The 25,062-nt window shown below is 65.6% G+C and carries 24 protein-coding genes; 8 read left to right on the top strand and 16 right to left on the bottom strand.

Going from position 1 to position 25,062, the window contains the following annotated elements; genetic code table 11:
• Positions 1–4: 4 nt before the first annotated feature.
• From narH to LI337_RS10290, 6 genes are read right to left on the bottom strand one after another with little or no spacing between them, the layout of a single operon-like run.
• A complete protein-coding gene (gene narH / locus LI337_RS10315) occupies positions 5–1,129 on the bottom strand; it encodes a nitrate reductase subunit beta (RefSeq protein WP_303645254.1) in 1,125 nt (374 codons plus the stop codon).
• Positions 1,126–4,113: a nitrate reductase subunit alpha gene (gene narG, locus LI337_RS10310; protein WP_227229761.1), complete on the bottom strand. Its 2,988-nt coding sequence runs from the start codon at positions 4,111–4,113 to the stop codon at positions 1,126–1,128. The genes narH and narG overlap by 4 nt, the downstream gene beginning before the upstream one ends.
• Positions 4,110–4,337, bottom strand: coding sequence for a DUF8120 family protein (locus tag LI337_RS10305; RefSeq protein WP_227229760.1), 228 nt, complete (start codon positions 4,335–4,337; stop codon positions 4,110–4,112). The genes narG and LI337_RS10305 overlap by 4 nt, the downstream gene beginning before the upstream one ends.
• Positions 4,330–5,895: a cytochrome b gene (locus LI337_RS10300; RefSeq protein WP_227229759.1), complete on the bottom strand. Its 1,566-nt coding sequence runs from the start codon at positions 5,893–5,895 to the stop codon at positions 4,330–4,332. Before LI337_RS10300 ends, LI337_RS10305 begins: the two co-directional genes overlap by 8 nt.
• Positions 5,895–6,659 carry a QcrA and Rieske domain-containing protein gene (locus LI337_RS10295; protein WP_227229758.1) on the bottom strand — a complete coding sequence of 255 codons (765 nt, stop codon included), beginning with the start codon at positions 6,657–6,659 and terminating at the stop codon, positions 5,895–5,897. Before LI337_RS10295 ends, LI337_RS10300 begins: the two co-directional genes overlap by 1 nt.
• Positions 6,659–7,252 (bottom strand): hypothetical protein, encoded by a 594-nt coding sequence (locus LI337_RS10290; RefSeq protein ID WP_227229757.1) that lies wholly within the window; start codon positions 7,250–7,252, stop codon positions 6,659–6,661. The genes LI337_RS10295 and LI337_RS10290 overlap by 1 nt, the downstream gene beginning before the upstream one ends.
• Before the next feature lie 303 nt (positions 7,253–7,555).
• Between LI337_RS10290 and LI337_RS10285 the strand changes: the two genes are divergently transcribed.
• The 3 genes from LI337_RS10285 to aspS all read left to right on the top strand — a co-directional run bounded on the left by LI337_RS10285 (position 7,556) and on the right by aspS (position 10,508).
• The gene (locus tag LI337_RS10285; protein ID WP_227229756.1) at positions 7,556–8,197 is read left to right on the top strand and encodes a helix-turn-helix domain-containing protein; all 642 of its coding nucleotides are present in this window, start codon (positions 7,556–7,558) and stop codon (positions 8,195–8,197) included.
• Between the two features lie 124 nt (positions 8,198–8,321).
• Positions 8,322–8,480: a DUF7560 family zinc ribbon protein gene (locus tag LI337_RS10280; protein WP_227229755.1), complete on the top strand. Its 159-nt coding sequence runs from the start codon at positions 8,322–8,324 to the stop codon at positions 8,478–8,480.
• Between the two features lie 720 nt (positions 8,481–9,200).
• On the top strand, positions 9,201–10,508 hold the full coding sequence (gene aspS, locus LI337_RS10275) for an aspartate--tRNA(Asn) ligase (RefSeq protein WP_227229754.1): 1,308 nt from the start codon (positions 9,201–9,203) through the stop codon (positions 10,506–10,508).
• Positions 10,509–10,583: 75 nt separating this feature from the next.
• Here aspS and LI337_RS10270 read toward each other — a convergent pair whose 3' ends face one another.
• From LI337_RS10270 to LI337_RS19905, 6 genes are all read right to left on the bottom strand, one after another.
• Entirely contained in the window at positions 10,584–11,831 is a 1,248-nt protein-coding gene (locus LI337_RS10270; RefSeq protein WP_227229753.1) for an RNA-guided endonuclease InsQ/TnpB family protein, read from the bottom strand.
• A 210-nt stretch (positions 11,832–12,041) separates the two neighbouring features.
• The gene (locus LI337_RS10265) at positions 12,042–12,566 is read right to left on the bottom strand and encodes a Rieske (2Fe-2S) protein (protein ID WP_227229752.1); all 525 of its coding nucleotides are present in this window, start codon (positions 12,564–12,566) and stop codon (positions 12,042–12,044) included.
• Between the two features lie 98 nt (positions 12,567–12,664).
• Complete coding sequence (locus tag LI337_RS10260) at positions 12,665–13,045, bottom strand: hypothetical protein (RefSeq protein ID WP_227229751.1); 381 nt, start codon at positions 13,043–13,045, stop codon at positions 12,665–12,667.
• Positions 13,046–13,048: 3 nt separating this feature from the next.
• Entirely contained in the window at positions 13,049–14,488 is a 1,440-nt protein-coding gene (locus tag LI337_RS10255; RefSeq protein WP_227229750.1) for a hypothetical protein, read from the bottom strand.
• Positions 14,485–15,102: a hypothetical protein gene (locus LI337_RS10250; RefSeq protein ID WP_227229749.1), complete on the bottom strand. Its 618-nt coding sequence runs from the start codon at positions 15,100–15,102 to the stop codon at positions 14,485–14,487. Before LI337_RS10250 ends, LI337_RS10255 begins: the two co-directional genes overlap by 4 nt.
• Positions 15,103–17,273: 2,171 nt before the next feature.
• Positions 17,274–17,408 (bottom strand): hypothetical protein, encoded by a 135-nt coding sequence (locus tag LI337_RS19905; protein WP_007276028.1) that lies wholly within the window; start codon positions 17,406–17,408, stop codon positions 17,274–17,276.
• 53 nt (positions 17,409–17,461) lie between these two features.
• Here LI337_RS19905 and LI337_RS10245 point away from each other — a divergent pair, with 53 nt between their 5' ends.
• Positions 17,462–18,736 (top strand): RNA-guided endonuclease InsQ/TnpB family protein, encoded by a 1,275-nt coding sequence (locus LI337_RS10245; protein ID WP_227229748.1) that lies wholly within the window; start codon positions 17,462–17,464, stop codon positions 18,734–18,736.
• 32 nt (positions 18,737–18,768) lie between these two features.
• On the opposite strand, the gene LI337_RS10240 is transcribed toward LI337_RS10245, so the two are convergent.
• From LI337_RS10240 to LI337_RS19900, 3 genes are all read right to left on the bottom strand, one after another.
• Positions 18,769–19,995 (bottom strand): PQQ-binding-like beta-propeller repeat protein, encoded by a 1,227-nt coding sequence (locus LI337_RS10240; RefSeq protein WP_227229747.1) that lies wholly within the window; start codon positions 19,993–19,995, stop codon positions 18,769–18,771.
• Positions 19,996–20,101: 106 nt separating this feature from the next.
• Entirely contained in the window at positions 20,102–20,413 is a 312-nt protein-coding gene (locus LI337_RS10235) for a hypothetical protein (protein ID WP_227229746.1), read from the bottom strand.
• 208 nt (positions 20,414–20,621) lie between these two features.
• Positions 20,622–20,747, bottom strand: a complete 126-nt coding sequence (locus tag LI337_RS19900) for a hypothetical protein (RefSeq protein WP_264474993.1) — start codon at positions 20,745–20,747, stop codon at positions 20,622–20,624.
• Between the two features lie 120 nt (positions 20,748–20,867).
• On the opposite strand from LI337_RS19900, the gene LI337_RS10230 reads away from it, so the two are divergent.
• Positions 20,868–21,950 (top strand): trypsin-like peptidase domain-containing protein, encoded by a 1,083-nt coding sequence (locus tag LI337_RS10230; RefSeq protein WP_227229745.1) that lies wholly within the window; start codon positions 20,868–20,870, stop codon positions 21,948–21,950.
• A 173-nt stretch (positions 21,951–22,123) separates the two neighbouring features.
• On the opposite strand, the gene LI337_RS10225 is transcribed toward LI337_RS10230, so the two are convergent.
• On the bottom strand, positions 22,124–23,419 hold the full coding sequence (locus tag LI337_RS10225) for an RNA-guided endonuclease InsQ/TnpB family protein (protein ID WP_227229744.1): 1,296 nt from the start codon (positions 23,417–23,419) through the stop codon (positions 22,124–22,126).
• Positions 23,420–23,444: 25 nt separating this feature from the next.
• Between LI337_RS10225 and LI337_RS20285 the strand changes: the two genes are divergently transcribed.
• The 3 genes from LI337_RS20285 (at position 23,445) to LI337_RS10215 (ending at position 25,025) form a co-directional block, all read left to right on the top strand.
• Positions 23,445–23,582, top strand: a complete 138-nt coding sequence (locus tag LI337_RS20285; RefSeq protein WP_425600779.1) for a DUF7261 family protein — start codon at positions 23,445–23,447, stop codon at positions 23,580–23,582.
• Positions 23,583–23,805: 223 nt separating this feature from the next.
• Positions 23,806–24,624, top strand: coding sequence for a transcriptional regulator TbsP (gene tbsP, locus LI337_RS10220; protein ID WP_303645253.1), 819 nt, complete (start codon positions 23,806–23,808; stop codon positions 24,622–24,624).
• Between the two features lie 95 nt (positions 24,625–24,719).
• Positions 24,720–25,025, top strand: a complete 306-nt coding sequence (locus tag LI337_RS10215; protein ID WP_227229742.1) for a DUF8152 family protein — start codon at positions 24,720–24,722, stop codon at positions 25,023–25,025.
• Positions 25,026–25,062: the final 37 nt, after the last annotated feature.

The raw sequence follows: 25,062 nt of genomic DNA, 5'->3' as shown, positions 1-25,062 counted from the left end.
CCGTTTACGCATCGTCGAACACCTCCAGCCGGTACTTCCGTGCCGGGTTCGTGTCCGTCAGCAGGTCGAGGATCTCGCTCTCGCCGCCACGGTTCACCTTCTGGCGTTCGCGCTCGATGGTGTCCAGCGCGTCGTGGACCCCCTCGCCGAACAGTTCTTCGAGGTAGGTGCGCGGGATGCGGTCCACGTCGACCGTCTCGCCGTCTTCGGAGTGCTGCGGCGGCGCGAACGGCGGGATGTAGTAGACGTTCGGCTGGGTCCGGTACTCCGGGTGCAGGGGGAGGGCAACCTCGTACTCCTCGACGAGTTTGTAGATCGGTCCTTCCTCGTCGTCGAGGAAGCCGACGAGTCGCAGTTGCGGCGGGCACTCCTCGGCGCAGGCCGGCGCGAACGTCTCGCCCTCGGGGCCTTCACCCTCCTTACGCGGGTAACAGAAGATGCACTTCTCGGAGGTCTTCGTCGTCGCGTTGTAGTACACCTTCTTGTAGGGACAGCCCTCGACGCAGTAGCGGTAGCCGCGACAGCGCTCCTGGTCGATGAGCACGATACCGTCCTCCGCGCGCTTGTAGATGGCCTTCCGGGGACAGGCCTCGACACAGGAGGGGTGCGTGCAGTGGTTGCAGATGCGCGGGAGGTAGAAGTAGTACGAGTTGGGGTACTCGCCTGCGCCCTGGTCTTCGTCCCAGTTCGGTCCCCACTCGGGGTTCTCCTCGGGACGCAGGGGCTCCTCGCTCCCCTCGTACATGACCTCCTCGTGGTTGAACTCCCACGCCTCGCCGTAGTCCTCCTTCGAGGGCACTTCCCCCGGCTTGCGCTCGGTGTGCTCGCCGGACTTCCACCCGCCGCCGGACTCCTCCCAGTCGCGGGGGTAGCCCGCGCCGGGTTTCGTCTCGACGTTGTTCCAGTACATGTAGTCGCGGCCGCCGCCCTCGGTCCACAGCGACTTGCAGGCGACCGTGCAGGTCTGACAGCCGATGCACTTGTTCAGGTCCATCACCATCGCCACCTGGTGGTCGACGCCGTCGGCGAGGTCCACCTGCTGCTGTGCCTGCTGGTCGTTCGCGGACGCCGCCGCGTCCCCGACGCCGTGGCGACGACCACCCTCGTCGGCCGGGTCGTCGGCGCTCATCCGCCGTCACCCCCCGTCTTCCGCACGTCGACACGGACGTCGCTGTTGACGCCGGTCGGTCCCCAGTAGTTCGGCCGGAACGAGAGGTGTTCGCCCGACTCCTCGGGGTACTGCACCAACTGCGTCGGCTTCATGTACATCGGCACCAGCGAGTTGAAGTCGGCGTCGTCGGGGAACTGGAACCGTTCCCACGCGAAGTACATCCGGGCGGTCCCGCGCTGACTACTCGGGTAGAGCTTGGCCTGTAACTCGACCGAGGAGAGGTCGTTGAACACCTCGACCGCGTCGCCGTCCTCGATGCCCCGCTCTTTCGCGTCCTCGGGGTGGAGGTAGACGACCGGTTCCCCGCGCTGGAGACGGAGGAGCGTCTCGTTGTCCCGCCACGTCGAGTGGATCGACCACCGGCCGTGGGGGGTGTTGTACTCCATCGGGTAGTCGCCGCCCATCCCCTCGGGGCCCTCCTTGTGGGTCGGCAACTGCTCGCCGAGTTCGAGGAACCAGTCGTGGTCGACGTAGTACTGCTGGCGGCCCGTGACGGTCGGCCACGGGTTCTTCTCGCGCACGAAGTCCTGCCACGGGACGTACGGTTCGCCGTCCTCGATGTCCGAGGTCCAGTGGTCGCCGCCGGCCAGCAGGCGCTGTGGCTGCTCGACCGTGTCGGCGAACTCGATCTGCTCGTCGGTGTCGGCGGGGTTCGACTCCTCGGAGTGTTCGAGGATGTACTCGCAGGCGGCGCGGTCCTCGACCAGCGCGCTCTCCTCGCCGGACTGCCGGTCGCGCACGAAGTCGTCGTAGATCGTCTGGAGGTCGATCTCGCGGTCGAACTCCCGATCCTCGATCGGTTCGACGCCGCGCTCACGGGCACGCCGCTGGATGGTCTCCGCCAACTCGCGGAAGATGGCCCAGTCGGTCTTCGCCTCCCCGAGCGGTTCGACGGCCGGGGTGAACGGGTGCACGTAGCTGTGCATGTCCGTCATGTTCAGATCGTGCTTCTCGTAGTGGCTCGCGGCCGGGAGCACGATGTCGGAGTACATCGCCGTCGAGTCCATCCGGAAGTTCACGTCCACGACGAGGTCGAGTTTCGGCCACAGTTCCTCCTCGACCGCGACGTTGCCCTTCGCCTGGTTGAAGTAGTTGCCCCGCCAGACGAACATGGTCGAGGGGTCGGGTCGGGTGCCGTCCTCGCGTTCTGCGGGGTAGACCGGCATCCACTCCTCGTCGATCGCCTCTCGAATCCGCTCGGCGGTGTCGGGATCGGTGTTGTCGAGGATGCCGGCGTGGTAGTAGGTCCACAGCGTCGTCGGGACGCTCCGGCCGCCCGCCGCCGGGAACGAGAGGTCCTTCCACCCCTCGTACGTCCAGATCTTCTCCTGGCCGACGTAGTGGTCCAGGCCGGTGCCGGGGTCTCCGAGGTTGCCGGTCAGCGTCACCAGCAACTGGATCGCCCGGTTCCCGAGGTCGTTGTGGTACCAGTCGTTGACGCCCTTCCCGTGGATGATCTTCGCGGCGTCGGCCTCGCCGAACTCGCGGGCGACCCGCTGGTAGGTCTCCCGGCCGACCCCGGTCTCCTCGTGGACCGTCTCCGGATCGTACTGAGCGAGTTCGTCCCGCAGTTCGTTCCACACCGTGCGGACGCGGACCTCGCCGTCGGTCGTCTGGACGGTCGTCTCGGCGTCCAACTGGGGATCGAAGCCGAGTTCGATGCTCTTCGAGTCGTCGTGCTGGCCGTCGCGTTCGCCGAGCGACCCGGGTGCCTCCCGGAGGCGTCCGTCCGCGTCGAGCATCAGGAGCATCCAGTCCGGGTCGTCGGCGTCCGTACTCACACTCCTGACCTCGCTGGCCCGGAGGAACTTCCCGGTGTCCTGCCGGACGAGCAGGGGCATGTCGGTCTGTTCTTTCAGGTGCCCCTCGTCGTACAGGTCCTCCGAGACGATGGTCTGTGCCATCCCCAGTGCGAGCGCGGTGTCGCTGCCCGGTTCGGGGCTGACCCACTCGTCGGTGTGGATGGCGGTCTGGGAGTAGTCGGTGAAGACGCCGACGCGCTTCGTCCCGTCGTAGCCCGCTTCGAGGAAGTACTTCGCGTCGGGGATGCGGGTGACGTTGACGTTCGATCCCCAGGCGATGAGGTAGTCGGCGTTGTACCAGTCGGCCGACTCGGCGTTGTCGGTCTGAGTCCCCCAGGTGATCGGCTGGCCCGGCGGGAGGTCCGAGTACCAGTCGTAGAAGCTGTGGGAGACGCCGCCCAGCAGGTTGACGAGCCGCGAGCCGCCGGCGAACGAGACCGGACTCATCGCCGGGATCGGTGTGAACCCGGAGATGGCGTCGTACCGGCCGGCCTGCACCTCGCTGATGACGTGGTCGGCGATCTCCGTCAGCGCCTCGTCCCACGAGATGCGCTTCCACTTGCCCTCGCCGCGCTCGCCGACACGCTTGAGGGGGTGTTTGATGCGCTCGTCGGCGTTGACGTAGTCGGTGTAGCAGGCCCCCTTCTGACAGCCGCGGGGGTTCGGGTCCGGCACCGACTCGTCGAACCGGGGGTAGTCCCCGGCCTGCTCCTCGCGCCAGACCTGCCCGTTCTTGACGTAGACGTTCCACGAGCAGGAGCCGGTACAGTTGACGCTGTGGGTCGACCGGGCGACCGAGTCCCAGTCCCACTCCTCGCGGTAGAGGTCCTCCCACTCGCGGTACGGGTAGTTGCCGATGGGGTCGTCCACCGGTTTGAGCCCCTGCATCCCGAACAGATCGTCCTCGGTCGCGGTCGCGGTGCCGAGGCCGAGCACCGACGCGATGCCGAGGCCTTCGAGGAACCCCCGCCGAGAGACGGACTCGTCGGTGTCCGGCGCGAACGTCCGGTCGTCGGCAGCCGACGCCTCGCCGCGTGCCGGGTCGCCGGGTGGGTCGCCCACGTCCGGCGTCTCGTCGCCCTCGGCAGTCGTGTCGTGCTGTTCGTCAGCGGCGTCGTCGAGTGTGTCGTTCCGGCTCATGGGTCGCTCCGAAGGAAGACGGTCGTCAGTGCCAGCAGTGCGCCGACCACGCCGAGCGTCAGGCCGGTCAGCGTGTCGCCGCCGGCGTTCAGGCCGGCGGCGACGAGGCCGACGCCGACCAGTTTCGTGGCGCGGTCGAGGTAGCGGTACGTCCGGGGTGAGAGCGCCGGGCGGCGGGTGCCGACTGCGCGCTCGCCCGCGGCGGCCGCCTCCGCGTCACCCATCGTCGCTCACCTCCGGGGCGCGGTCGTCCGCTGCGGGAGTCCCGCCGTCGGCGACCGCGTCGGTGTCGCCGTCGTCGCCGTCGGTGTCCGCGGCCGACCCGCGCAGGACGCGGTAGACGACGAGGCCGGAGCCGACCGGGACGACCAGCAGGGCGACCGTGAGAATCGGGTTCACGACCTCCGTGCCGACGCCGACTGCCCGGCCGAGCAGGTTGTTCATCCCCGCGATGGAGGCGATCATCACGAACTGGATCGCCGCGACGCCCACGGCGGTCTGCCACGGGCGGGCGAGCGGGTTCGCGGTGAAGTGGGTCGACTCGTCGTGGTAGTCGACGAAGGGCCAGACCGCGATGGCCCCGAAGACGAGCGCCGGCATCAGCACGCCGCCGACGAACTCGGCGGAGACGTGGATGCCGACAACCGGCACCGTGAAACTCGTCCACGACGGGAGCAACTTCAGGAAGCCGTAGACCCACATCAGGAACCAGTCCGGCATGATGAGTTCGGGCGTGCCGGCCGGGTTGTTCGGGCCGTACTCCGCGATGTTGTGGACCGGCAGGAACCCGGCGAGCGTCGAGAGCGTCGCCAGCGTCAGGAAGAAGACGACCGCACTCACGGCCGCCTGGTTCGGGAACGCCGGCAGGCCGACGACCACGCTGTCGTCGTCCCTGTCGACCGTCGACCGACCCCTGTGGTCGTCGGTCCCGACGGCTGTGACCCCGCCGTCGCCGACGACCGGATCGCCGGTGTCGCCCGAGACGTTCGACTCTGCTGCCGTCTCCGACTCTACGACGGTCGCCTCGCCCGGCGCGGGGACGTCGTCATCGCGCGGCGCTTCGGTGTGTTTCTGCCGCAGGAGGATCGCCATGTGCACTCCCAGGAGGCCGGCGATGGCGACCGGGATGACGAGGACGTGCAGGAAGTACAGTCGGGGGATCGTCGCGCTCGACGGGAACTCGCCGCCGAAGAACGCCTTCCCGAGGACATCGCCGACGACCGGGACGGAGATGGCGAGGTTGTAGCCGATGCTGGTCGCGGTCGCGGCGAACTCGTCGAACGGGAGGGCGTAGCCGGTGTAGGCCGCGCCCATCGCCAGCCCCGCGAGACCGGTACCGACCACCCAGTTCGGCTCACGCGGGTTGCGGTACGCCCCGGTGAAGAACACCCTGAGCATGTGTAACCCGATCGAGGCCACGAACAGGTGGGCCGCCCAGTGGTGCATCCGCCGGATGAACATGCCGAACGGGATGTCGTAGGTGATGTGCAGGACGCTCACGAACGCTTCGGGCATCTCCTCGCCCTGGTACCGGTCGACGCTCCCCTCGTACTCCACGTCGCTCGTCGAGGGTTCGAAGAACATCCCGAGGAACAGCCCCGTCAGGATCAGGATGAGGAAACAGAACAGCGCGATCTCACCCAACAGGAAGGAGTCCTCGGCGGGGAACGCCTTCCCGAGGAACTCCCGCCCGGAGTCGAGGTCGAACCGCTGGTCGGTCCAGTCGTAGGCGCGCGTGCCGACCTCGGTCGCCCGGTCCGCGAGGCGGTCGATCCGGGACATCACTCACCCCCCGGCCCGACCGGGCCGTCGAAGTCGCCGGTGGCGACGAGATAGCCGTCCGAGGAGAGCGTGATCGGCAGTTGCGGCAGGGCGCGTGACGGCGGGCCGCCGACGACCGACGCCCCCTGTGTCGGGTCGAACTTCCCGAAGTGACACGGACAGACCAGCGTCCCGCCCTCCTCGTTCGAGACCATACACCCCGCGTGCGTACAGACCTTCGAGTACGCCGCGTACCCCGCGACGGTGAACTCGGCTTTCGTGCCGCCGCCGTAGGCGTCCTCGGCGTGCCGGACCAGTAGTGTCGGCGCTTTCTCGATGCCCGGTCGCGGTTCCGGGAAGACGGTCAGCTTCTCCCCCTCCGAGAGCGCCGACTCGGTGAGTCGGTTCCCCTCGCCGTCCACGAGGTAGACGCCGTCGGAGTAGATCGGCCCGGTGTACGACCGCTCGAAGACGCGCGTCAGTCCCGCCAGCGGCGCGGCCAGACTGCCGACCGCCGTCATCCCACCGACGGTGGCGAGCAGTTTCGCGTAGTCGCGCCGCCGGACCGCGGCCCGCGCGTCCGAGAGGATGCTCGGTCGGTGGCTCCCGCCGCCGTCACACGAACTGCAGTCGGCGTGCCCGTCGGTGCCGTCCGCGTGCCCGCTGGCACGATCTGCGTGTCCGTCGTCGCAGTCGGCGGCACCGGCGAGTCCGGCCGGGTCGTCGTCGCACGACTCACAGTCGTCGTCACAGTCGTCGATCGTGTCCAGTGTCTCGCGTCGCATCAGTGGCCCCTCCGTTCGGCGACCTCGACGTGTGGCATGAACCAGGCGTAGTACGCGACGGTCAGCAGTGCCAGCGAGAGGAACATCCCCGTGGCGTAGACGCCGAAGTACTGCGTCCGCGCCAGCGTCAGATACTCGCCGGTGAACAGCGCCGCGAAGACGATGGCGAGGACCGTCAACCCGCCCATGGCGAGGATCCCCTCCATCGCGTCCGAGGCGTCGTGGTACTCGACGACCCACCGGTCGTCGGTCCATAACCACGGCAGACCGACCTGGCCGCCGTCGGCCACCGGCGACTCGGCGTCACCCGCCGTCTGCTCGCCGTCGTCGGGTCGCACCGCGTCGTTCATGAACCGATGCACCGCCGTCAACAGCGCCACGAGGCCGAACAGCGCGACCCAGACGATCACGCCCACCTGACTCGGCGCGAGTTTGTTCGGCGTGTCGACGATCTCCTGCAGGGGTCGCATCTCGGTGACGCTCTGGTCGATCTCGATCTCCTCGCTCGGCGGTTCCCCGTGGAGCGCGACGAACCACATCGGGAGCAGGACCGCGACGAGCAGACAGACCACGACGATCGTCTCACGCCGCACAGGCGATCACCTCGCGCGCCTCGCTCGGTCGTCGATCCGCAGGTCTCGCTCGGCGTCCGTCGCCCCACGTGGCCGAGCACAGGCTACTCTGGGACATGGCCGTACACTCACACCTGACGGCTCTACCCGCCTAACCCGCCGACCATAGGATGCTGGGGGTTCAAATACCGACCGCGCTCGTCGCCACGCTGTCGCTCGATTCTCGGCGTCGCGGGTCGCGATCGGACCTCACCGTCGCCTGCGGTGTCAGACCGCACTCTCGCCTCCGGTGTCGTTTTCACCCGTGACGATCAACCTAAGGGTATGTCGTCTCGCGGCGTCCGCGCAGAGGTGGTGATCACCGATCCGAGCGCGTGCCGAGTCGTCGGTGCCTCGCAGGGGTCGGGACAGATCCAGCGGGTCACCCGGTCGTCGGTCCCCAACGACGGCCGGACCGCAGTCGAGTTCACCGCAACCGACGACCACGGGGCCGAGGGCGTCGAGGAGGTGTTCTGCCACGGCGACGAGACGGTCTACCGGTTCGCCCGCGACGCCTCGGAGACACCGGCCTGCGCCTGTGAACACGTCGAGACACACGGCCCGCCGGTCCGGCACCTCCGGGCGACCGACGGGGCCCTGGTGCTGTCGTTTCTCGCGGGCGACGTGGCGACGGTGCGGTCGGTCGTGGTCGACCTCCGCGAGGAGTTCTCGGGCGTCTCTCTCCGGCGACTGACGCGCTCTGCCGGCCCCGACGACGAGGAGGAACTCGTGGTCGTCGACCGCGCCACGCTCACCGACCGCCAGCGCGAGGTGCTGGAGACCGCCCACGAGATGGGCTACTTCGAGCATCCCCGCTCCGCGAACGCGACCGACGTCTCCGAGGCGCTCGACATCAACCGGTCGACGTTCGCGGAACACCTCGCCTCTGCTCAGTCGAAGCTCCTGAACGCGATTCTCGACGACTGAGTCCGTCGCGCCGGCGGCGGGGTCGTCGCCGGGCGTCGATCCCTCGCAGTTTTTCAACACCCACACGATGTGGGGCGAGTCGTCATCCACAGACACGGCGTAGCAGGCGACTGTGGAGGTGACGATGGCACACAGGTTCGTGTTCGACTGCCCGTCCTGTGGGGCGGAGATGCACGTGGACGCCGACATCCGCGCGGAGATACTGGCCGAAGGCTGTGTGTTGTGCCGGACATCGGTGACGAGCGACGCCTTCACCACGGCGTCGGGTGTCGAGACGCGGTGATGGCTCGCGGTCCGGCGTGTGCCGGTAGGACCGCCCCCGGAATCGGGACCGGTCGAGGTCGCTCGAAGACCGGGGGTCGTGTGCGACTCGACCGAGAATCCGGCGCGTGGAATCCGGCGCGTGGAGAATCCGGCGCGTGCGAGGAACGCGCGCGAGGGAGGGGTTCGGGCGGTGCGGGGAGAACCCCGAGGCTGGGGAGGACCGAGGTGCGGTGGCGGTGCTGTTGCCGTGCTGTCGCGGTTCCGCTGGGAGGCGCGCTACAAACCGTAGCGGTGCTGTCGCGGGTGCGGTCTGCGGTGCTGTCGCGGTCAACAGTGCTGTCGCGGGTGCGGTCTGCGGTGCTTCGCAGTAGCAACGGTAGTCGCAGTAGTCTCTGTAGTCGCAGTCACAGCAGTAGCCGTATCCACCGCCGTCAGCGATCACTTCCGCATACCTGCCGAAACGGGCGTCGAGCACACTGACGACCCCGTCCCGCCGCGGGTGCGCTTGGACAGATATTTATTCCGCGCGGTGAACGATTCCACACGATGACGGCGGTGCGAATCGAGAAGCGAGCAACGGGGTGCGGCGACCGCGTCGCACCACCCACCGCCGGGAACGCGGGTCCCACGTCTCCGTGAGGAGACGCCACTTCTCTTCGAGTCGAGACCCGACACGCGACCGGCCGCTTCGTGTGAGCGACCGGCGAGCAGACCACCCACACGACCACACCACACACCGATGATCGAACGAATCTACGCGGAAGACGTGACGGCGGAACAGGACGGCGACGAGATCTCGGTCGCGGGCCACGTGCACGACGTGCGCGACCTCGGCGGCTTGCTGTTCGTGATCCTCCGGGACGGCACCGGACGCATCCAACTCGTGTTCAAAGAGGACGACGACGCCGACCTCTTCGCGGCGGCCGAAGACCTCTCCCGGGAGGACGTGATCCACGTTACCGGGATCGTCCAGGCGGCCGACCAGGCCCCCGGCGGCGCGGAACTCGCCCCGACCGCGATGGACGTCCTGAGCGAGTCCGAGTCGCCCCTCCCGCTGGAGGTGTCGAAAGACGTCGACGCCGACCTCTCCACGCGACTGGACACCCGGTACATGGACGTGCGCAACCCCGAGGTGCGGGCCATCTTCTCGCTCAGGTCGAAGGCGATGGCCGCGATGCGCGACTGGTTCGAGTCCGAGCAGTTCGAGGAGGTGGACACCCCGCTGCTCTCGGAGGCCGGCGCGGAGGGCGGTGCCGACCTCTTCCCGGTCGTCTACTACGGCCGCGAGGCGTTCCTCTCACAGAGCCCGCAGTTGTACAAACAGATGCTCGTCGCGGCAGGCTTCGACCGCCTCTACGAGGTCGGCCACGCCTTCCGCGCGGAGGACTTCTCGACCTCTCGGCACGTCTCCGAGATCGCCATGTTCGACGTCGAACTCGGCTTCATCACCGACCACAACGACGTGATGGACGTGCAGGAGGAGTCGCTCCGGCACACCATCCGCGCAGTCGTCGAGAACGCCGAACGCGAACTCGAACTCCTCGGCTCGGAACTGACCGTTCCGGAAGAGCCCTTCCCGCGTATCACCTTCGACGAGGCACTCGACATTCTGGAGGAGGAGTACGGCCACTTCCCGGAGGACCCGACGGACCTCGACACGAAGGGCGAGAAACTGCTCGGCGAGTACTTCGAGGAACAGGGCCACCCGGCCATCTTCGTCGTCGGCTACCCGAAAGAGAAGTTCTACTACTGGCAGCGCGAGGGCGACGACATCGCCTCCCGGAAGTTCGACCTCCTCTACCGCGGGCAGGAACTCTCCTCGGGCGGCCAGCGTGAACACGACCGCGAGACGCTCATCGCCGCGATGGAAGCCGGCGGCGTCGACCCCGACGACTTCTCCTTCTACCTCGACGCCTTCCGGTACGGCGTCCCGCCCCACGGCGGCTACGGCCTCGGCATCGACCGCCTGATCCAGCAACTCGCCGGCCTGGACAACATCAAGGAAGCGATCCTGTTCCCGCGCGACCCCGAGCGGCTGAGTCCGTAAACGACCCCACCCTACTCCCTCGGCACTCTGTGCCTCGGTCCTTGAGGCTGGGGATTTGATGTGGACTCCCGGCAATCAGTCGCCGGCAATAGGCCGGTGACTCTCACCGTTCAGCGTCCCACCATTCACACGCACGTCTACTCGTGCGTCTCCGCTCTTCGACTTGGGCGAGGACCGGAGTCTGTGTGTCCGCTTCCGAGCGTACCGTAGCCCGATGTTCTTCGCACCGTTGTAATCCGCGTTCACCTCATACCCACACTTCTGGCAACAGAAGTGTTCGCCGTGGCGGTTGCCGTCATGCGTGAAGCCACAGTCCATTCGAGAACAGCGTTGAGACGTGTGGTTCGGTTCAACTTGCTCCACGGAGACGCCTTTCTCGGTGGCCTTGTACTCGACGTACTCGAATAAGCGTCGAAACGCCCAGATATGGTGCCACTTCGCCTGCGGAACCCGCTCACGAATGTCGGTCAAGTCCTCGAACACGATTACGTCGCAGTCGTGTTCGACGGCCTCCTCAACGATTTCATTGGCGACGGTGTGGATGTACTGTTTGCGCCACGCTCTTTCACGCTTGCCGAGCCGAAGTAGAGCGTTGTGTGCGGCTTGCGTGCCGCGCTGTTGCATCGCTCCACGCCGCTTCTCGAATTCCAGAGTCCAGTGGTCGTAGTCGTCTCCTTGCCAGAACGTGCCGGTTGAGGACACAGCAAGGCTATTGACGCCGAGGTCGATACCGAGGACCGTTTGGTCGGGGTGCCCGGTATCTCTCGAAACCTCTGCGTCGCCGTCTAACCGCCGCGTCGAGATGTTGAGGTAGAACTCGTCGGTTGTCGCATCGTACCGAAGTGTACTCTCACGGAACTCATAACTCTCGGAGAGAACGTACCGCTCGTATGGTGTCGGGCTGTTTGCTGGGAGGACGAACGACGGTTCGACTCGGCCCGCAACGGTTGCCAGCGACACCTTGTTGCGGTAGAACGTCGCGCTTCGCGTGTCGTAACCCATCGTTTCGGCGGTGAACGTCGGTTGAGAGACGCGCTGTCCCTTTTTCCACCGTTTGACACACGCTTTGGTGGCTTCGACGGCGCGATTGATAGCGGCTTGGACAAGTTGGGCCTGTATGTCTGTCTCCTTGCGAAGTTTGGAGTAGAGCGCATCACGAACGTTCCGTTTGTTGGTCTTACACTCGGTGTAAGAGGTATCAGACCAACAGTAGTCGGCGGTTCGGTTCGCGCAGTACAGGTATTGCTCGGCGGTTCGGTGGAGTGCGTCGCGTTGCTCGTCAGAAACGGTGAGTTTCACGACAGCAGTTCGACGCACGTCCATACTTCAGAGAAGAAGAGACAGTACTTGACCGTTCGGGAGCCAGCCGGACGTAGTACGTCGGTTGTGTCGTATCATGCCGGTTTCCTCTCCAGCCTACTCGCTCCCGTCGCTACGCTTTGGTCGCTCCTTGAGGCCCGAGGCTCCACCTTGAATTTGCTGAGTCCCTGATAGGCGAACTGCTGACCCGGCCACACGTCCGATTCGCCGTGCTCAAAAGCCGATGTGCGAGGTCGAGTCGGGCATGTCGTCGTCATCGTCGTCCAACCCGCCGACCGAATCGAAGCGATAGTCGTCGTCGGTCAGCCACACCGCGCCGTCTTCGATCTCGATCGCCAGTGGCACGAGTTCGGTGCCCTTCGCCTCGCCGTTGTCACAGTACCCCGAACACGAGTCGAACATCGACCCGTGTTTCGGGCAGACGATCTGGCCATCCCGCATCGCCGCGCCCGCGCCGACACCGCGGTCGAGTCGCTGGTCCTCGTGTGGACAGCGGTTGATCCACGCCTCGACTGCGACCGGCAGGCTGTCGGAGTCGGTCGATTCACCGCCGTCCGCGTCTGCCGAATCGTCGCCCGCGTCGTCGACGACCGCACCCTCCGGGACTGCCGCCTCGGGGTCGTCACACCTGACGAGGATCGCCTCGTCGCGATTGCCACGCACGTCACGGACGCTGAACAGGAACGAGCCGACCTCGGGGACGTCCGCGAGGTCGACGAGTTCGGTACCGCCGAGCATGACCCGGCCTACGAACGCCCGACGCTTAGCTGGTCGGGTCGGGCGGTCGGGCCATCCCACGACCGACCTGCTGGCTTCACACCCGGCTCCGTCGATACTCAGCCGGCACTCGGCGTCACCCTGTACGACACGGCGACAGCGCCGACCACGACGCCGACCGCGAGCACCGCGAACGCGGTCGCCGGAAGCCACAGGAGGAGTCGCGACTCGACGGTCCCGTAGACGGCCCCCACGGCGAGGATTCCAGCGAGTATGGCCGCCGGTCCCTTCGTGTAGCCGTCGGCGAGTGCGACGACGCCCGCGCCGAGTGCGACGACGCCGAGCGCGACCGGGGCCAGCATCGCCGCGAGGCTGACCCCGACTGCGGGTCCACCCGCACTCCCGCCCGGGCCGCCGCGCACCGCCCAGACGCACAGCGCCGTCCCCAGCACGGTCAGGACAGCCCCGAGGAGCCTGTTCGGTGTCACGATACGCCGCATCGCTCACTCCCTCCCGTAGTCGGGCGTCTCGACGTCCGGGTCCGCAAGCACGCTGCCCACGAACGCCGTCGTCTCGGGGATGGTCTCGGCGAACAGCCGGACCCAGCCGTACGCGCCCGTCGCCCGGTCGACGGTGTACACGTCGGTCCCATCGGCCTCTTCGAGTCTCCGGTCGCCCTCGCGGAGTCCGCCGGCGGCCCGGCGAGCGAGCCACCGGCTCACGGCGTGTGGTGTCACCGCGGAGGCCGACTCCAGCGCGTCGACGGCCCGGTCGCGGTGCGTCTCTATCGCTCCCGCGTCGGCCGGCGGCATGGTCAGGGCCGCCTCCGACTCGATCGCGTCGACAGCGTCCGCGAGCGCCTCGTACCCAGTCAGGAGAAACGCCGCCTCCCGGACAGCCGTGGCCGTCTCGCCGGCCGCTCGCGCCCCGTCGAGGTCGTCCAGCCGCCACGTGAGGTCGTCGCGAGCCCGGTCGAACAGCGATACGGCGGGCGTGTCGCGCACGTCCCGCTCGAAGACGGAGTTCGGATCGGTCCCCTCCGGGTCGACGTACTCCCGGACGCGGTCCTCGGTGACGTCGACGACCCGTTCCAGTCGACTCGCGGCGGCCGCCACCTGCGGACGGTACCCCGCGAGGTCGTCGCCGTCGGTCCGCATCGCCGTCACGAGTGCGCGGGCGTCCCTGAGTGCGGCACGGCCACGTTCGAGTTCCGCGAGGAGGTCGGCCGCCAGTCGCACGTTCGCCACGGGATCGACCGGGAACTGGCGCCGTGGTCGCGTCGCCCGCTCGGCGACGCCGAGCAGCGTCTCGACTTCGTCGTGGAGCGCGACCGCCGCGGCCGGATCGGGCGCGGCGTACTGCCAGTCGACCTGGAACTCGTGGACCGACTGCCGCAGTCGCTCGCGGTTCGTCCGGACCGCCTCCCGTGAGACCTCACCCGTCGCCGCCCGGTACTGCCCTGCGACCTCGGCGGCGTCCGCCCGGACATGCCGCCACCGACCGAGGCGAATCGAGCCGGTATCGGCACTCGACGCGACGCCCTCGGCGAGTTCCGACGCGACCTGTTCGCGCGCGTCGGCGAGTCGCTGGGTCACCCGACCGTTCGGGAGCGACGGGTCGCTCGGCACGGCGTCCAGCAGTTCCCGCGTCCGCTCTTCGTGAGCGGTGAACCGTTCGGTCGGCACCGAGATCGGCAGCGTCGACGGCGGCGTCGGGACCGACTGGCCGGGGACGGCCCGCAGCGCCTCGGTGTCGTAGGTGCGGTCCGGGCCATCGTCGCCGCCAGAGAGAGCGCTACACCCTGCTAGCGTCGTCAGCGCGGCCACGCCTGCCCCGAGTGCCGCACGGCGCGAGACGGCTCCGCTTCGGCTACTCGAACGTGGCTCCGACTCTGTGCCGTCTGCGTGGCTCCCGGCACCGTCGTCGCGCGTTCGCTCGGTCATCGCTGTTCACCTCCCTCGTCGTCTTCGGGCGGATCGAACGGTCGGGGCCGGGTGTGACAGGAACTCGACCAGCCGTAGCCGAACCCGGTCAGCCGCTCGCCGGTGAAGGGAAGTCGGATGGCGACGGCGACCCGGTCCCGGTCGCCGGACGCACACGCGGCGTCTGCCGGCTTCTCGGCCGAGCAGAACTGGACGTCGAGTCCGTCGTCCTCGCGGTACACCCCGACTACTTCGAGGTCGCTGCAGGCCGCGACCGTCCGCTCGACCAGCAGCACCAGCGCCGACTCGAAGTCGGTGTCGGTCACGAACGTCCGGAAGTCGCCCGCGCCGTCGGGGAGGTCGAAAGAGAGCCCCTCGACTTCGTCCGGTGACGTGAGGTACTCGTGCACGCCGTTGTCGTTCTGTAGTGTGTCGTCGCTCTCGGCGGTCACGGTGACCAGCGGCCGGTCGGCGTCGCGTCGCACGCGTCGCTCGTCGTACTCCTTGACGGGCGTGCCGCGCGGAACGCGGTTGTTCGAACTCCCACCCGAACTGGAGCCGGAACAGCCGGCGAGGGCGGCGAGCGCGCCAGTACTCAGTGCCTGGAGGGCGTGTCTGCGGGACCACGACTGCATACGCCGGTCGACTGTCCGGCGAGACAAACGTCTTGGGGCTCTAATCGACTGTTCGTTGGGAGCTCGTGGCTCGTATGCTGCGACACTGATGAAGCTGCTCGATTCGTCGACATGAGAGATTCGACCAACTGTGCGGTCTCCTCTGTAAGGTCGCTAACTCCACCGTAGAGACTGTGTGGCGCTCGTGCTTCGACGTCTCTGTGACTGGATGCCTCTCGGCAAGACGGCAATGATGAACGCCGTTATGCCGTTCATCACGTGTGACTATCGGCGGATCAGCACCTCCCGGATGTGCACCCTGTCCGTCCTACACCTGTGTCGAAGCCTCCCCCGACCGAGGCACGGACTCAGATCGGGTCCAAATAAAAGACTCTGCTCTCGGTGGTTGTTCAGCCCACTCAACATGATGTGGTCGTCGCGTGTTCAACCCCAACCCAGCCTCGCTCCTCAGGGTCACACGTACCGGCATTGTCACGCTCAGGAGTTTGAACGCTGTCTTGATTCGCTTGATGCTCATGGAGGAGTCCATCATCGTACTACACGTAACGGGGCTACGAGCATCGTCGATGAACGGTCTAGAGCCGACAGAACCAGTTCATCAGCAGTCAAGCGGTCCGAAAGAAGCGGTCGTGAAACGGGTACAGACGATGATGGACAGGGTGATTCGAGTAGCAAGTGAGCAACGACGCTATCGCTACTCTAATTTTAGGGTAGAAGCCGTCTCGAAGCCGAATAGCAGTCCGCAGTGAGAGCAGGTTCCTCAATCTACCCAGTAAGAAGCATGTATGAGCACTAGATCCAATCGACAGACGGAAACCGATGCTCAAGATTTCGGGTGCTCTATACCCCCTTTTTCAGACACTAAATCTCTATATCTCGGAATATCCGTACTGGCGAATATGGCTGTTTGAGTCGCTCAAACACTGAAATTCGGGGATCGAGGATGTATCTCCCTCTCTTCGATTCTCTTCTCTCCCCATGCGTCTCCTGTCCATCATCGCCGATCCTGAACTCACCTGTCCTTCCTTCGGACCTGTGATCCACTGATGGACGCACGCAGACCGTTCTATCGGTCCTCTCGGCGCGAGTCAACCCGTCGTTGCTGAAAAACCGATGTTGGAAACGCGCAGTCGAAAAGCTGGCTCATCACCGTGTCTCGAGATACTGAGATGACTTTTTCGCTGCGTTCCCCGGATCACCCATGTTGCGTTGATGATCGAGCTATCTCACACCGGGAATTAGCCACCCAGAACCAGCGAGAGACGGTCCCGGCTGTTCTAACAACGCGGAGTGATCTTCACAACCGGCCCTGATCCCCGGTAGTGTGAGTTTGCAGACCGGGTGTGAGTGATCGTGAATCTACTCGACGGTCGGGACGAGTCGAAGAGATGTGTTGGTAACAAGAGATACAGAGTGCCTCCGCCCAGATTCTACTGAGATTTACGCGACCGTGCACACCAGAACTCCCGTATGCTGCTCGCTGAGAATCTTCACAATCGGATTCCGTCGTGCGGTTCGGTTCGTTCACGGCAGAGATCTTTGAGGACGAGTCCGTCTCTGATCGAGCTGAATACCTGAATTCGACCACGAGAGGCCTCTACATGCAGGATTCGCAGGTGTCCAGAGGTAGACGTCCCCGACGCAGATACCGTTCACACTCAGTCACAGATTGCTTCGAGACGGCTTCTACCGGGAGAATATACCGATCGTGAAGATACAACGAGCCACGGAGAGACAGCGACACAGCATCTCGACTGCGCTGTGACGTCAGATCCGAGTGTGAAACCCCGAGACGCAACGCTGACCGTTCACCTACACTGTCTGGGAACCGGTCGAGACAGGTGCTCAAAAGCTGGAATCCACCAGATCGGGGGTACACCAAATCGCTCCTCGTAGGGGACAGAACCGCAAGACAGCACCTAGATGTGAAACTCAGAGTCGAGAGTCAGTGTCTCTGAACCCTCCAGCGGCGCGCTTCTACCCGCTCTGGTGTGCCCGCACCCCAGTTTTTCGAGCCGCCCGACGGGCGGAGGCTCCCAGTAGATGTCACCACAATCCACCGATCCACGCAACCGACTCGGCGTATTCAAACACTACCTGATTCAAGGAGAGAGTCCCACCGTTTACGGCGGGCGTGAATCCGCCAACTGGGGAACAACCACCGACGCCGCTCAGTCCGGGGTATCCAAGTTCTCGGCCGCGTGGAGCAACATCCCCTTCCACGTCAGACCGTTGTGGCGCTTAATCGCCCGTAGCCGCTCGTACTGTTCGTCGTCCTCTATCTCAATTTGGACCGTCGTTGCCATGCCACCATTGATAAACCATAGGTTATTGAATGTGGTGCCCCATGATGGAATTGATGAAGCGGACCAACACGTTCGACGTGGTTCCTCAGTCCGATGCGGATGAGGAGTTGCTTCGACGCCTGTTGGACGCTTCTGCCGCTCTCTGGAACGAAATCAATTACGAGCGCCGCGAACACTACGCCGACCCCGAAGCGGACGTCTGGGAAATCAGCGAGTATCGCGGACGCTACGGCGGCACGCTCGGGGCGTCAACCGTTCAGCAAATCGAACGCAAGAACCGCGAAGCGTGGCGGTCGTTCTTCGCACTCCAGAAGAAGGGAGAAGCCAACGGCAAGCCCGGATACTGGGGCAACGAACGCGAAGGACGCGAATTCCGGACCTACATCCGCAACACATCATATTCCGTCGAGTGGGGCGAATACTCCCGTCTCGAAATCCTCGTCGGCCAAGACCTGAAAGAGGAGTACGGTCTTGGATACCGCGAGCGCCTCCGGCTCGAAGTCCGGGGCGAACCAAACTGGACGGAGTACGACAAGCAGGGCCGGTTAGAGTTGTTCTGGGACGAGAACGCACAGACATTCAGGGCTTTTCAGCCAGTCACAATCGACACTTCTCGACTGGCACACCCACTGGCGGACGAAACCGCCGCGCTGGATATCGGTGTGAACAACCTCGTCGCCTGCACGACCACGACCGGCCAGCAGTACCTCTACGAAGGACGCGACCTGTTCGAGCGGTTCCGCGAAACCACACAAGAGATCGCCCGACTCCAATCGCTATTGGACGACGGCCAGTACTCCTCGGACCGAATACGGTCGCTGTACCGACGCCGGACGCGTCGCCGCGACCACGCCCAAGACGCGCTCGCACGCGACTTCATCGAGCGGTTGCACGCCGAGGGCGTATCCACAGTGTACGTCGGGGCGTTGACGGACGTACTCTCTACGCACTGGTCGATCGAAGCAAACGCCAAGACACACAACTTCTGGGCGTTTCGGGTGTTCATCGACCGGCTCGTGTGTACCGCCGAGGAGTACGGGATGAACGTCGAAGTCCGGTCAGAAGCGTGGACAAGCCAAGAGTGTCCGCAGTGCGGGTCCACGGAGCGAACGACGCGCCACCGCGACACGCTGGCGTGTCCGTGCGGCTTCGAGGGGCACGCGGATCTCACGGCATCAGAGACGTTCCTGAGACGGCAGACGACGGTAGCACGGCCGATGGCACGGCCTGTGCGCCTCAAGTGGGACGACCACGACTGGTCAGAGTCATCACGCTCTTGTTCCAACGAGGAGCGCACAAACCCGCAAGTTGCCTCCGTGGGTCAGTAAGCGATACCCCCAGCGCGAGGAAACCTTGGCATTCAGGCCCAGGAGGATGTCATTGCACCGAGCCACCGCCCGGCGAGAAACAGCGACTCCTCACTCGCGGTCAGCCCGTACGTCCGCGGGACGTTGCCACTCCACCCACAGTCGTCCTCTCGGCCTTCTGCGTATCGCTGGCGGGACAGCCGGGTCCCCTCCGCAGCGCTGATCGCGTGAACGACGCCCCGCTGGTCGAGGGCGTAGACCACCCCGCCCCGCGCGTCGACGCCGCCGACCGGCGCGCCGGCCTCGTACTGCCACCGTTGCTCGCCGTCCCGCGCAGGACGGATCGCGGTCACGGCTCCCGTGTCGTCGCCAACGACGATTCCCTCGTCGGTCTGCGCCCAGTCGGCCGGCTCGCCCCGCAGTGCGCCGCGCCAGCCCAACTCGCCGGACGCGGGGTCCAGTTCCCTGACGCTTCCCTCGACGGTCGCCACGACGACCCGGTCGTTTGCGACGAGCGCCCGTCGCTCGATGCCGGCGTCGAGCGAGGTGCGCCACCGCACGTCTCCCGTCTCCGCGTCGAGTCGCGCGACCGTCCCGCCTTGCGTCGTGACGACCACCTCGTCACTCGCTCCACTCGAACCAGCCGAGCCACCGAGACGAGTCGGCCCAGCCCAGACCAGATCGTCGAACGCGGTCGCCCAGCGTTCGGTCCCCGAGTCGCGGTCGAGTCCGACGACGCGGTGTGTGTAGTCGGCCGGGTCGACCGGGTCGGCGTCGGGCTGTTCGGAGTGAGAGATTCCGACGACGACCGTCTCGCCGACCACTGCCGGTTGCCCCGGTGCGCCGCCGCCGTACTCCTCCTGTCCGCCTGCGTCGTAGACCCACTGCTCGTCACCCGTCTCGGCGTGGAGTGCGAACACCTGATCCGTGCCGGTGCCGACGAACACCGTGTCGTCGTGAACCTGTGGGACGCCGAAGCCGCCGCCCTCGACGGTCCCGATCGCCTGGTCGGAGCCGTCGTCGGCGTTCACGGAGACGAGTCGGGATCGAACGACGTCGCCGGTCACCGCGAAGCGTGTACCGGCGAGGACGCGATTTCCGTGGACCACCGGCGGCGACCAGTCACGGCCGTTGACCGTCCAGCGTGGAATCTCGTAGGGGGGACACTGCTCGGCGTCGGACGCGGAGCCGGACGACAGGAGGTCGCCAGTACAGCCGGCGAGACTGCCGACGCCTGCGGTACCGACGAGAGCGAGGAGGCGTCTACGTGTGGAGGGCATAGATCCGGCTACGGTCGTCCCCGAAAAGTGATTTGTGGCCTGTGTCGTCCACGAACCGCTGAGCGGGCGCGTCGAGGCGTTCGGCCGCGGCCGACCGTGGGACCGCTCAGGCCTGCCCGTCGGCAGTCACCTGTCCGAACGTCGTCGGGTCTTCCCACAACTCTCGGAGCGTCGCGGCCGCGAGAAAGCGCGTCGGCGCGGTGACCCACTCGGTCGTCGCAGGGTCGTCGAGTGCCGGCGCGTCGGCCTCGTACCACCACGCGACGAACCGGCCGTCTTCGAGTTGGCCGGTCGGGTAGAGCTGTCCCCGAACCGCCACGTCCATCCGCGAGTCGGGGACGAGGCTCGGCCGGTCGTCGGACTCCTCGGCGACGGTGATCTCGATGGGTACGTCGTGGTCGTCACGCTCACCTGTCATTGTGGGATCGGCTGACGTGAGTCTGGGTCGCCCTGCTACAAAAACCTGCGTCGGACGGTCGTCGGACGCCCGACGCCTCGCCGGCCGACCGTGGCGGTCGTCGGACGCGGCGGTCGGTGGTCACTCGCGGCTGGTACGTGGTGGGAACGGTAGCCGCCGGACCCGTCTGTCGCCCGACGGCCGACCGCACTGCACTCCCGACGACTGGTCACGCCGGCGACGGTGCGGGACCGTCGTCGCCGCCGTCGAGGATGTCCTCGACGATCTCTCCGACGTCGGGAGCGGAGCGATCCCGATCCGGTTCGTCGGCGGGTAGGTGCGGAACGAGGGGCATACTGGCTCCCCGGCGGGCAGTTCACGAGCGAGACGCAAAAGCACTGTGCCGTACCGTCCTCCGCGCGCATCTCGATTATCAGGCCGAGCCTCCAACGTGTTGCGCGTCCATCTCGTTCGAATGCGCTCGCACACCCGACGTGCGGTCCTCGAACGTGTCGGTGCGGCCTTCGTCGGCGCTCTCGGCCTCCCGTCTCTCGTGCGCGGGGAGCGTCTCCGGTGGACGACCGTCCCGACGGTCGTCGGCAGGGACGGCGTCCGCGCCCGACGCTCGGTGCCGGTCGACTGGCTCGAACACGAACGGGCGGCCGACCGACTCGTGTCTGCTCTCGCCGCACGCGACGGCGTCCTCCGTGTCACGCGGCGGAACGCGACGGCGACCGTCGCCGACTGGCACACGCCGAAACTCGTCGCCGAGGTGGACCCCCGGACGACAGCACCGCCGGATCACGACACGGGAGCGACGGTCCCGGTCGAGACACACGAGGTGCGTGTCCGCGACGACGCCGGTGTGGTTCCGGACGTGACCGCCGGAGCCGACTGCTACGGTGACGCTGCCGACCTCTACGCCGGCGAGGCCGTCGGCGTCCAGACGGCAGCGGGCGACCCCCTCGGCACCGTCTCGCTCGGGTGGAAGGTGACGGACGCCCCGGGTACCGAGCGGGCGATCACCTGTGCACACCAGTTCGACACCGAAGCCCAGTGTGAACTTGCGCCCGGCGCACCGCGACCCGTACTGCGACGACGCGGTGAGACGGTCGGCGAGGTCGTCGCCACCGACCCGGACCAGGACCTCTCTGTCGTCGACCTCGGTGTCGCCGACCGGACGATGCGTACCGACGTCCCGAACTCGGGGACGATGGGCGGCGTCGAGACGAACTGGGGTGTCCACGCCCTCCGGGCGCTGGACGAGGACGTCGTCAAGTCCACGTGGCGAACCTGCTTCACGACGGGGACCATCACCGCCGTCGAGCAGCGCGCGTCGGGCTGTCTGTTGAACCGATACACCGGCGACGATCGCATCCGGTGTTCGATGCCGCTGGACGCGGGCGAGTCCGGCGGACCGATCTACCACGAGTACAGCGACGACGGACGGACACGCTGTGCCTTCGTCGGCCTCGTCAGCATGTCTCACGCCGTCGGCAGTGTGACGGCGAGTGCCGGCTACCGGATCGCTGCGGAGAACGGTCTGACGTTCGCGTGAGCAGTGTCGATCAATCTGAGTCCCAAAATCTGATCTGTCTCTCTTCTCTTCGATAGCCGAATGAACTTCTTGATCGAATCTTTCTAAAATCCTAGAAAATACCCAAAAACTGTACTTTCGTCTATAACGAGTCGAGACCTCTCATTCACGTCACGAATTGGGCGTGGTACGCGTCAGTTACCCACGTCTTCAGTTGTGGGCTTGTCAGTGGACTCCCCTTCTGCCTCCGTTATGGAGGAAGCGTTGGAATTGCCGTTCAGGTTCAGTGTCCCTGACTGTAGCGCACACTGACAGCGTGCGCCTCCACCCGGAGACGTTTGCCCCGAGTGGAGTCGGCCGAGCAGTCTGCGAGCAATATTCTTGCTCGCGTTGTAGTCTGCGTTCAGTTCGTACTCACACTTCTGGCACACGAACTGGTGTTTCGACCGCCGATTCGATTTGTGAGTAAAGCCACATTTCGAGCATCGTTGAGACGTGTACGCAGGACGCACCTGCTTGACAACGATGCCAAACCTCTCGGCTTTGTATTCGACGTACTCGAACAAGCGTCGGAACGCCCATGCGTGGAATCGCTTCGCACCAGCCATTCGTTTACGAATATCGGTCAAGTCTTCGAACGCGATGTGCGTACAGTCGTGGTCACGAGCTTCGTCGAGAATCTGGTTCGAGGTACGGTGGAGTTCGCCTTGCGCCCAGCGGTGTTCACGGTCTTTGATCGACTGCATCGACAGATGTGCCGACCGCGAGCCTGTCTGCTGCATTGAGCCGCGGATCTTCTCGAACTCACGGCGCCGATGGTTCATCGCGTCGGCGTTCTTGATGAATGCACCTGTCGATGTCACGGCGAGCGACCCATTCACGTTCAGGTCAACACCAAGGACTGTTCTGTGCTTGGTGTCAGATGTGGTCGTAGACTGCTTGTCGGTCTCCGTTCGTCGCATCCATGCGTGAAGGTAGAAGAACTCCGTGGGGCGGTCGTACTGAAGCGTGGCCATGCGAAACTCGTAGTCCTCATTCAACAGGTACTCGCCAATCGGTGTTCCTTCAGGGGCGTCGGGAAGCACGTAGTCGCATTCGACGCGCCCGGTCACTGTTGATATCGAAACGTGATCGCGGTGGAACGTTGCCGAGCGTTTATCGTAAAGGACGCTCCACGCGTCGAAGTGTGGTTGACTCGTCTTCTCGCCCTTTTTCAGGCGAGCCACACCGCTTTTCGTGGCCTCGATAGCGCGCCCAATACCCTTCTGGACGAGGTTAGCAGTCAATTCCGTCTCGTCTCGAAGTTGATCGTATAGGGCAGCGTTAGCTTTCCTCTTTGAGGTTACACAGTAGTCGTCTGGATGTTTCCATGCCCATTCTGCTGCAGTATTCGCACAGTAGAGGAACTGGTCTTTTGTCCGATGGAGATCGTCGCTTCGCTCGGTGGGTACATCCAGTTTGATCTTAACGGTGCGAGTAGGCCCAACCACTATTTTAGATGCCGCTTAATCGTTTATAAACGTACGCAGCGACCGAGGTTGGCAAGGTTTCTCTCAGGTCAGCCAGACCCACCTCGTCGCGGTCGCGTTCGACGTCCACGTCACCACCGAACGTGGGACCACACGACTGACGGTCGTCGTCGCCGGGTACTGATCGCGAGTGGCGGAAGACCGGCCACCGAACGTCGCCTCCGCACACCACCGACCGACGGTGGCACCCACCGACAAGTTCGGACGTTCGTCGGTCGATACCGACGACTACTTCTTATTCATTCACTTTTCTCGCCGAATGTCGTGGCGAGGCGGTCAATATTCAGAATCGGATCGACATGCCTCAGGTAGATATTTACGTCCTGGTCGTAATTCCTACGCTGGGAATGCTTACCAATAGAGTCGAAAAAGACTACAGGTCGATAATAGAGAAATTATTGTCCGAATCGGATGGAACTGTCTTCGTCGTCCAGCCGTCCTCGGAGGCGCTGGAGGCGCTGGTGGAGACCGCGACCGCCTACGACGGCGACCTGCCGACCCTGCAGGTGCTCGCCGAGGAGGCCGTCTGTAAGGACCTCCGGCGGGAGTTTCTCGTGGCGAGTCGCGCGGCCGACCTCGTCGCGAGTGACGCGCTCGAACTCCGGAGCGCCGACCCGGAGCAGGGCAACCACCTCTACGTGACCGAAGCCGGCGTCCACGCCGTGGTCGCCGCCGGGTCGCACGTCGCACTCCTCTCGACGGACGACGAGGAGTTCACCACCGCCGCCGGCGACCGCTGTGCGGCGCAGTGGGAGTCGGCCGACAGCTTCGACCTCCGGACACCGCCTCGGTCGCGTGTCGACGGTGCGCTTCGGGAGGACATCGGCGAGGACGTCGCCGAGACGTTCTCGTCGGTGCTGGACTCCGTCGAGGCGGTGCGCGGTGACGACGAACTCGACGAGGTGGCGCTGAGTCTGCTCGTCGCGGCGAAACACGAGGTCCTGTTGTACGACATCAGCAAGTGGGGCGAGGACATCGGCGTCGCCAGCAAGGCGACGTTCTCGCGCGTGAAGAACAAACTCGAAGACGCCGGACTCCTCACCACGGAGAAGGTGCCGATGGACATCGGACGACCACGGCTCCGACTCCTCCTGGGGGACGACCGACTGAAAGCGGCCGACCCCGACGAACTCGTCGACGTCGCGTACGAACTCCTCGACGCCTGACCGGCGAGACGACGACACGGACCGAGCAATCGACCGATTGGTGGGCAACCGACTGCGACCGGTGCTGCTTTTCTGCGTGGGCACGAGCGATACGTATGGACGACGCGACACTCCACGACCGACTCGTCGCCCTCGCCGACCACCTGGCGGCCACCGCCGAACGACCGGTCGAGACGACCGCGAGCAGGTGGCTCGGCGAGGCGGAGGCCGTCGCCACCGACCTGGCCGACGGCGAGGTCGACCGCGATGTGGTCGCCGACCGAATCGGACACGTCCGGCGACTCCTCGCCGAGGTCGACGACACCGACGACGCGACGGCCGACGACCACGTCGCCGAGGCACGCGAGATAGCCGACGCCGTCGACTCGGGACTGGCAGACGACTCGTCGAGTGACGAGTAAGTCGACGGACGCGAGCCGAATCGGGAGGCTGGGAGCG

This window comes from Salinirubrum litoreum, assembly GCF_020567425.1.
Lineage (GTDB): Archaea > Halobacteriota > Halobacteria > Halobacteriales > Haloferacaceae > Salinirubrum > Salinirubrum litoreum.
Note: the sequence above shows the minus strand (reverse complement) of the source record. Positions and strands in the feature narration are given on the sequence as shown.

What these genes read in the sequence shown, in the direction of transcription:
- narG (WP_227229761.1), bottom strand. Translation starts at nt 4,113, where the DNA reads ATGAGCCGGAACGACACACTCGACGACGCCGCTGACGAACAGCACGAC.
- LI337_RS10265 (WP_227229752.1), bottom strand. Translation starts at nt 12,566, where the DNA reads ATGCTCGGCGGTACCGAACTCGTCGACCTCGCGGACGTCCCCGAGGTC.
- LI337_RS10230 (WP_227229745.1), top strand. Translation starts at nt 20,868, where the DNA reads ATGCGCTCGCACACCCGACGTGCGGTCCTCGAACGTGTCGGTGCGGCC.
- LI337_RS10235 (WP_227229746.1), bottom strand. Translation starts at nt 20,413, where the DNA reads ATGACAGGTGAGCGTGACGACCACGACGTACCCATCGAGATCACCGTC.
- LI337_RS10285 (WP_227229756.1), top strand. Translation starts at nt 7,556, where the DNA reads ATGTCGTCTCGCGGCGTCCGCGCAGAGGTGGTGATCACCGATCCGAGC.
- narH (WP_303645254.1), bottom strand. Translation starts at nt 1,129, where the DNA reads ATGAGCGCCGACGACCCGGCCGACGAGGGTGGTCGTCGCCACGGCGTC.
- aspS (WP_227229754.1), top strand. Translation starts at nt 9,201, where the DNA reads ATGATCGAACGAATCTACGCGGAAGACGTGACGGCGGAACAGGACGGC.
- LI337_RS10270 (WP_227229753.1), bottom strand. Translation starts at nt 11,831, where the DNA reads ATGGACGTGCGTCGAACTGCTGTCGTGAAACTCACCGTTTCTGACGAG.
- LI337_RS10260 (WP_227229751.1), bottom strand. Translation starts at nt 13,045, where the DNA reads ATGCGGCGTATCGTGACACCGAACAGGCTCCTCGGGGCTGTCCTGACC.
- LI337_RS10300 (WP_227229759.1), bottom strand. Translation starts at nt 5,895, where the DNA reads ATGTCCCGGATCGACCGCCTCGCGGACCGGGCGACCGAGGTCGGCACG.
- LI337_RS10245 (WP_227229748.1), top strand. Translation starts at nt 17,462, where the DNA reads ATGAAGCGGACCAACACGTTCGACGTGGTTCCTCAGTCCGATGCGGAT.
- LI337_RS10250 (WP_227229749.1), bottom strand. Translation starts at nt 15,102, where the DNA reads ATGCAGTCGTGGTCCCGCAGACACGCCCTCCAGGCACTGAGTACTGGC.
- LI337_RS19905 (WP_007276028.1), bottom strand. Translation starts at nt 17,408, where the DNA reads ATGGCAACGACGGTCCAAATTGAGATAGAGGACGACGAACAGTACGAG.
- LI337_RS10305 (WP_227229760.1), bottom strand. Translation starts at nt 4,337, where the DNA reads ATGGGTGACGCGGAGGCGGCCGCCGCGGGCGAGCGCGCAGTCGGCACC.
- tbsP (WP_303645253.1), top strand. Translation starts at nt 23,806, where the DNA reads ATGCTTACCAATAGAGTCGAAAAAGACTACAGGTCGATAATAGAGAAA.
- LI337_RS19900 (WP_264474993.1), bottom strand. Translation starts at nt 20,747, where the DNA reads ATGCCCCTCGTTCCGCACCTACCCGCCGACGAACCGGATCGGGATCGC.
- LI337_RS10280 (WP_227229755.1), top strand. Translation starts at nt 8,322, where the DNA reads ATGGCACACAGGTTCGTGTTCGACTGCCCGTCCTGTGGGGCGGAGATG.
- LI337_RS10215 (WP_227229742.1), top strand. Translation starts at nt 24,720, where the DNA reads ATGGACGACGCGACACTCCACGACCGACTCGTCGCCCTCGCCGACCAC.
- LI337_RS10240 (WP_227229747.1), bottom strand. Translation starts at nt 19,995, where the DNA reads ATGCCCTCCACACGTAGACGCCTCCTCGCTCTCGTCGGTACCGCAGGC.
- LI337_RS10255 (WP_227229750.1), bottom strand. Translation starts at nt 14,488, where the DNA reads ATGACCGAGCGAACGCGCGACGACGGTGCCGGGAGCCACGCAGACGGC.
- LI337_RS10295 (WP_227229758.1), bottom strand. Translation starts at nt 6,659, where the DNA reads ATGCGACGCGAGACACTGGACACGATCGACGACTGTGACGACGACTGT.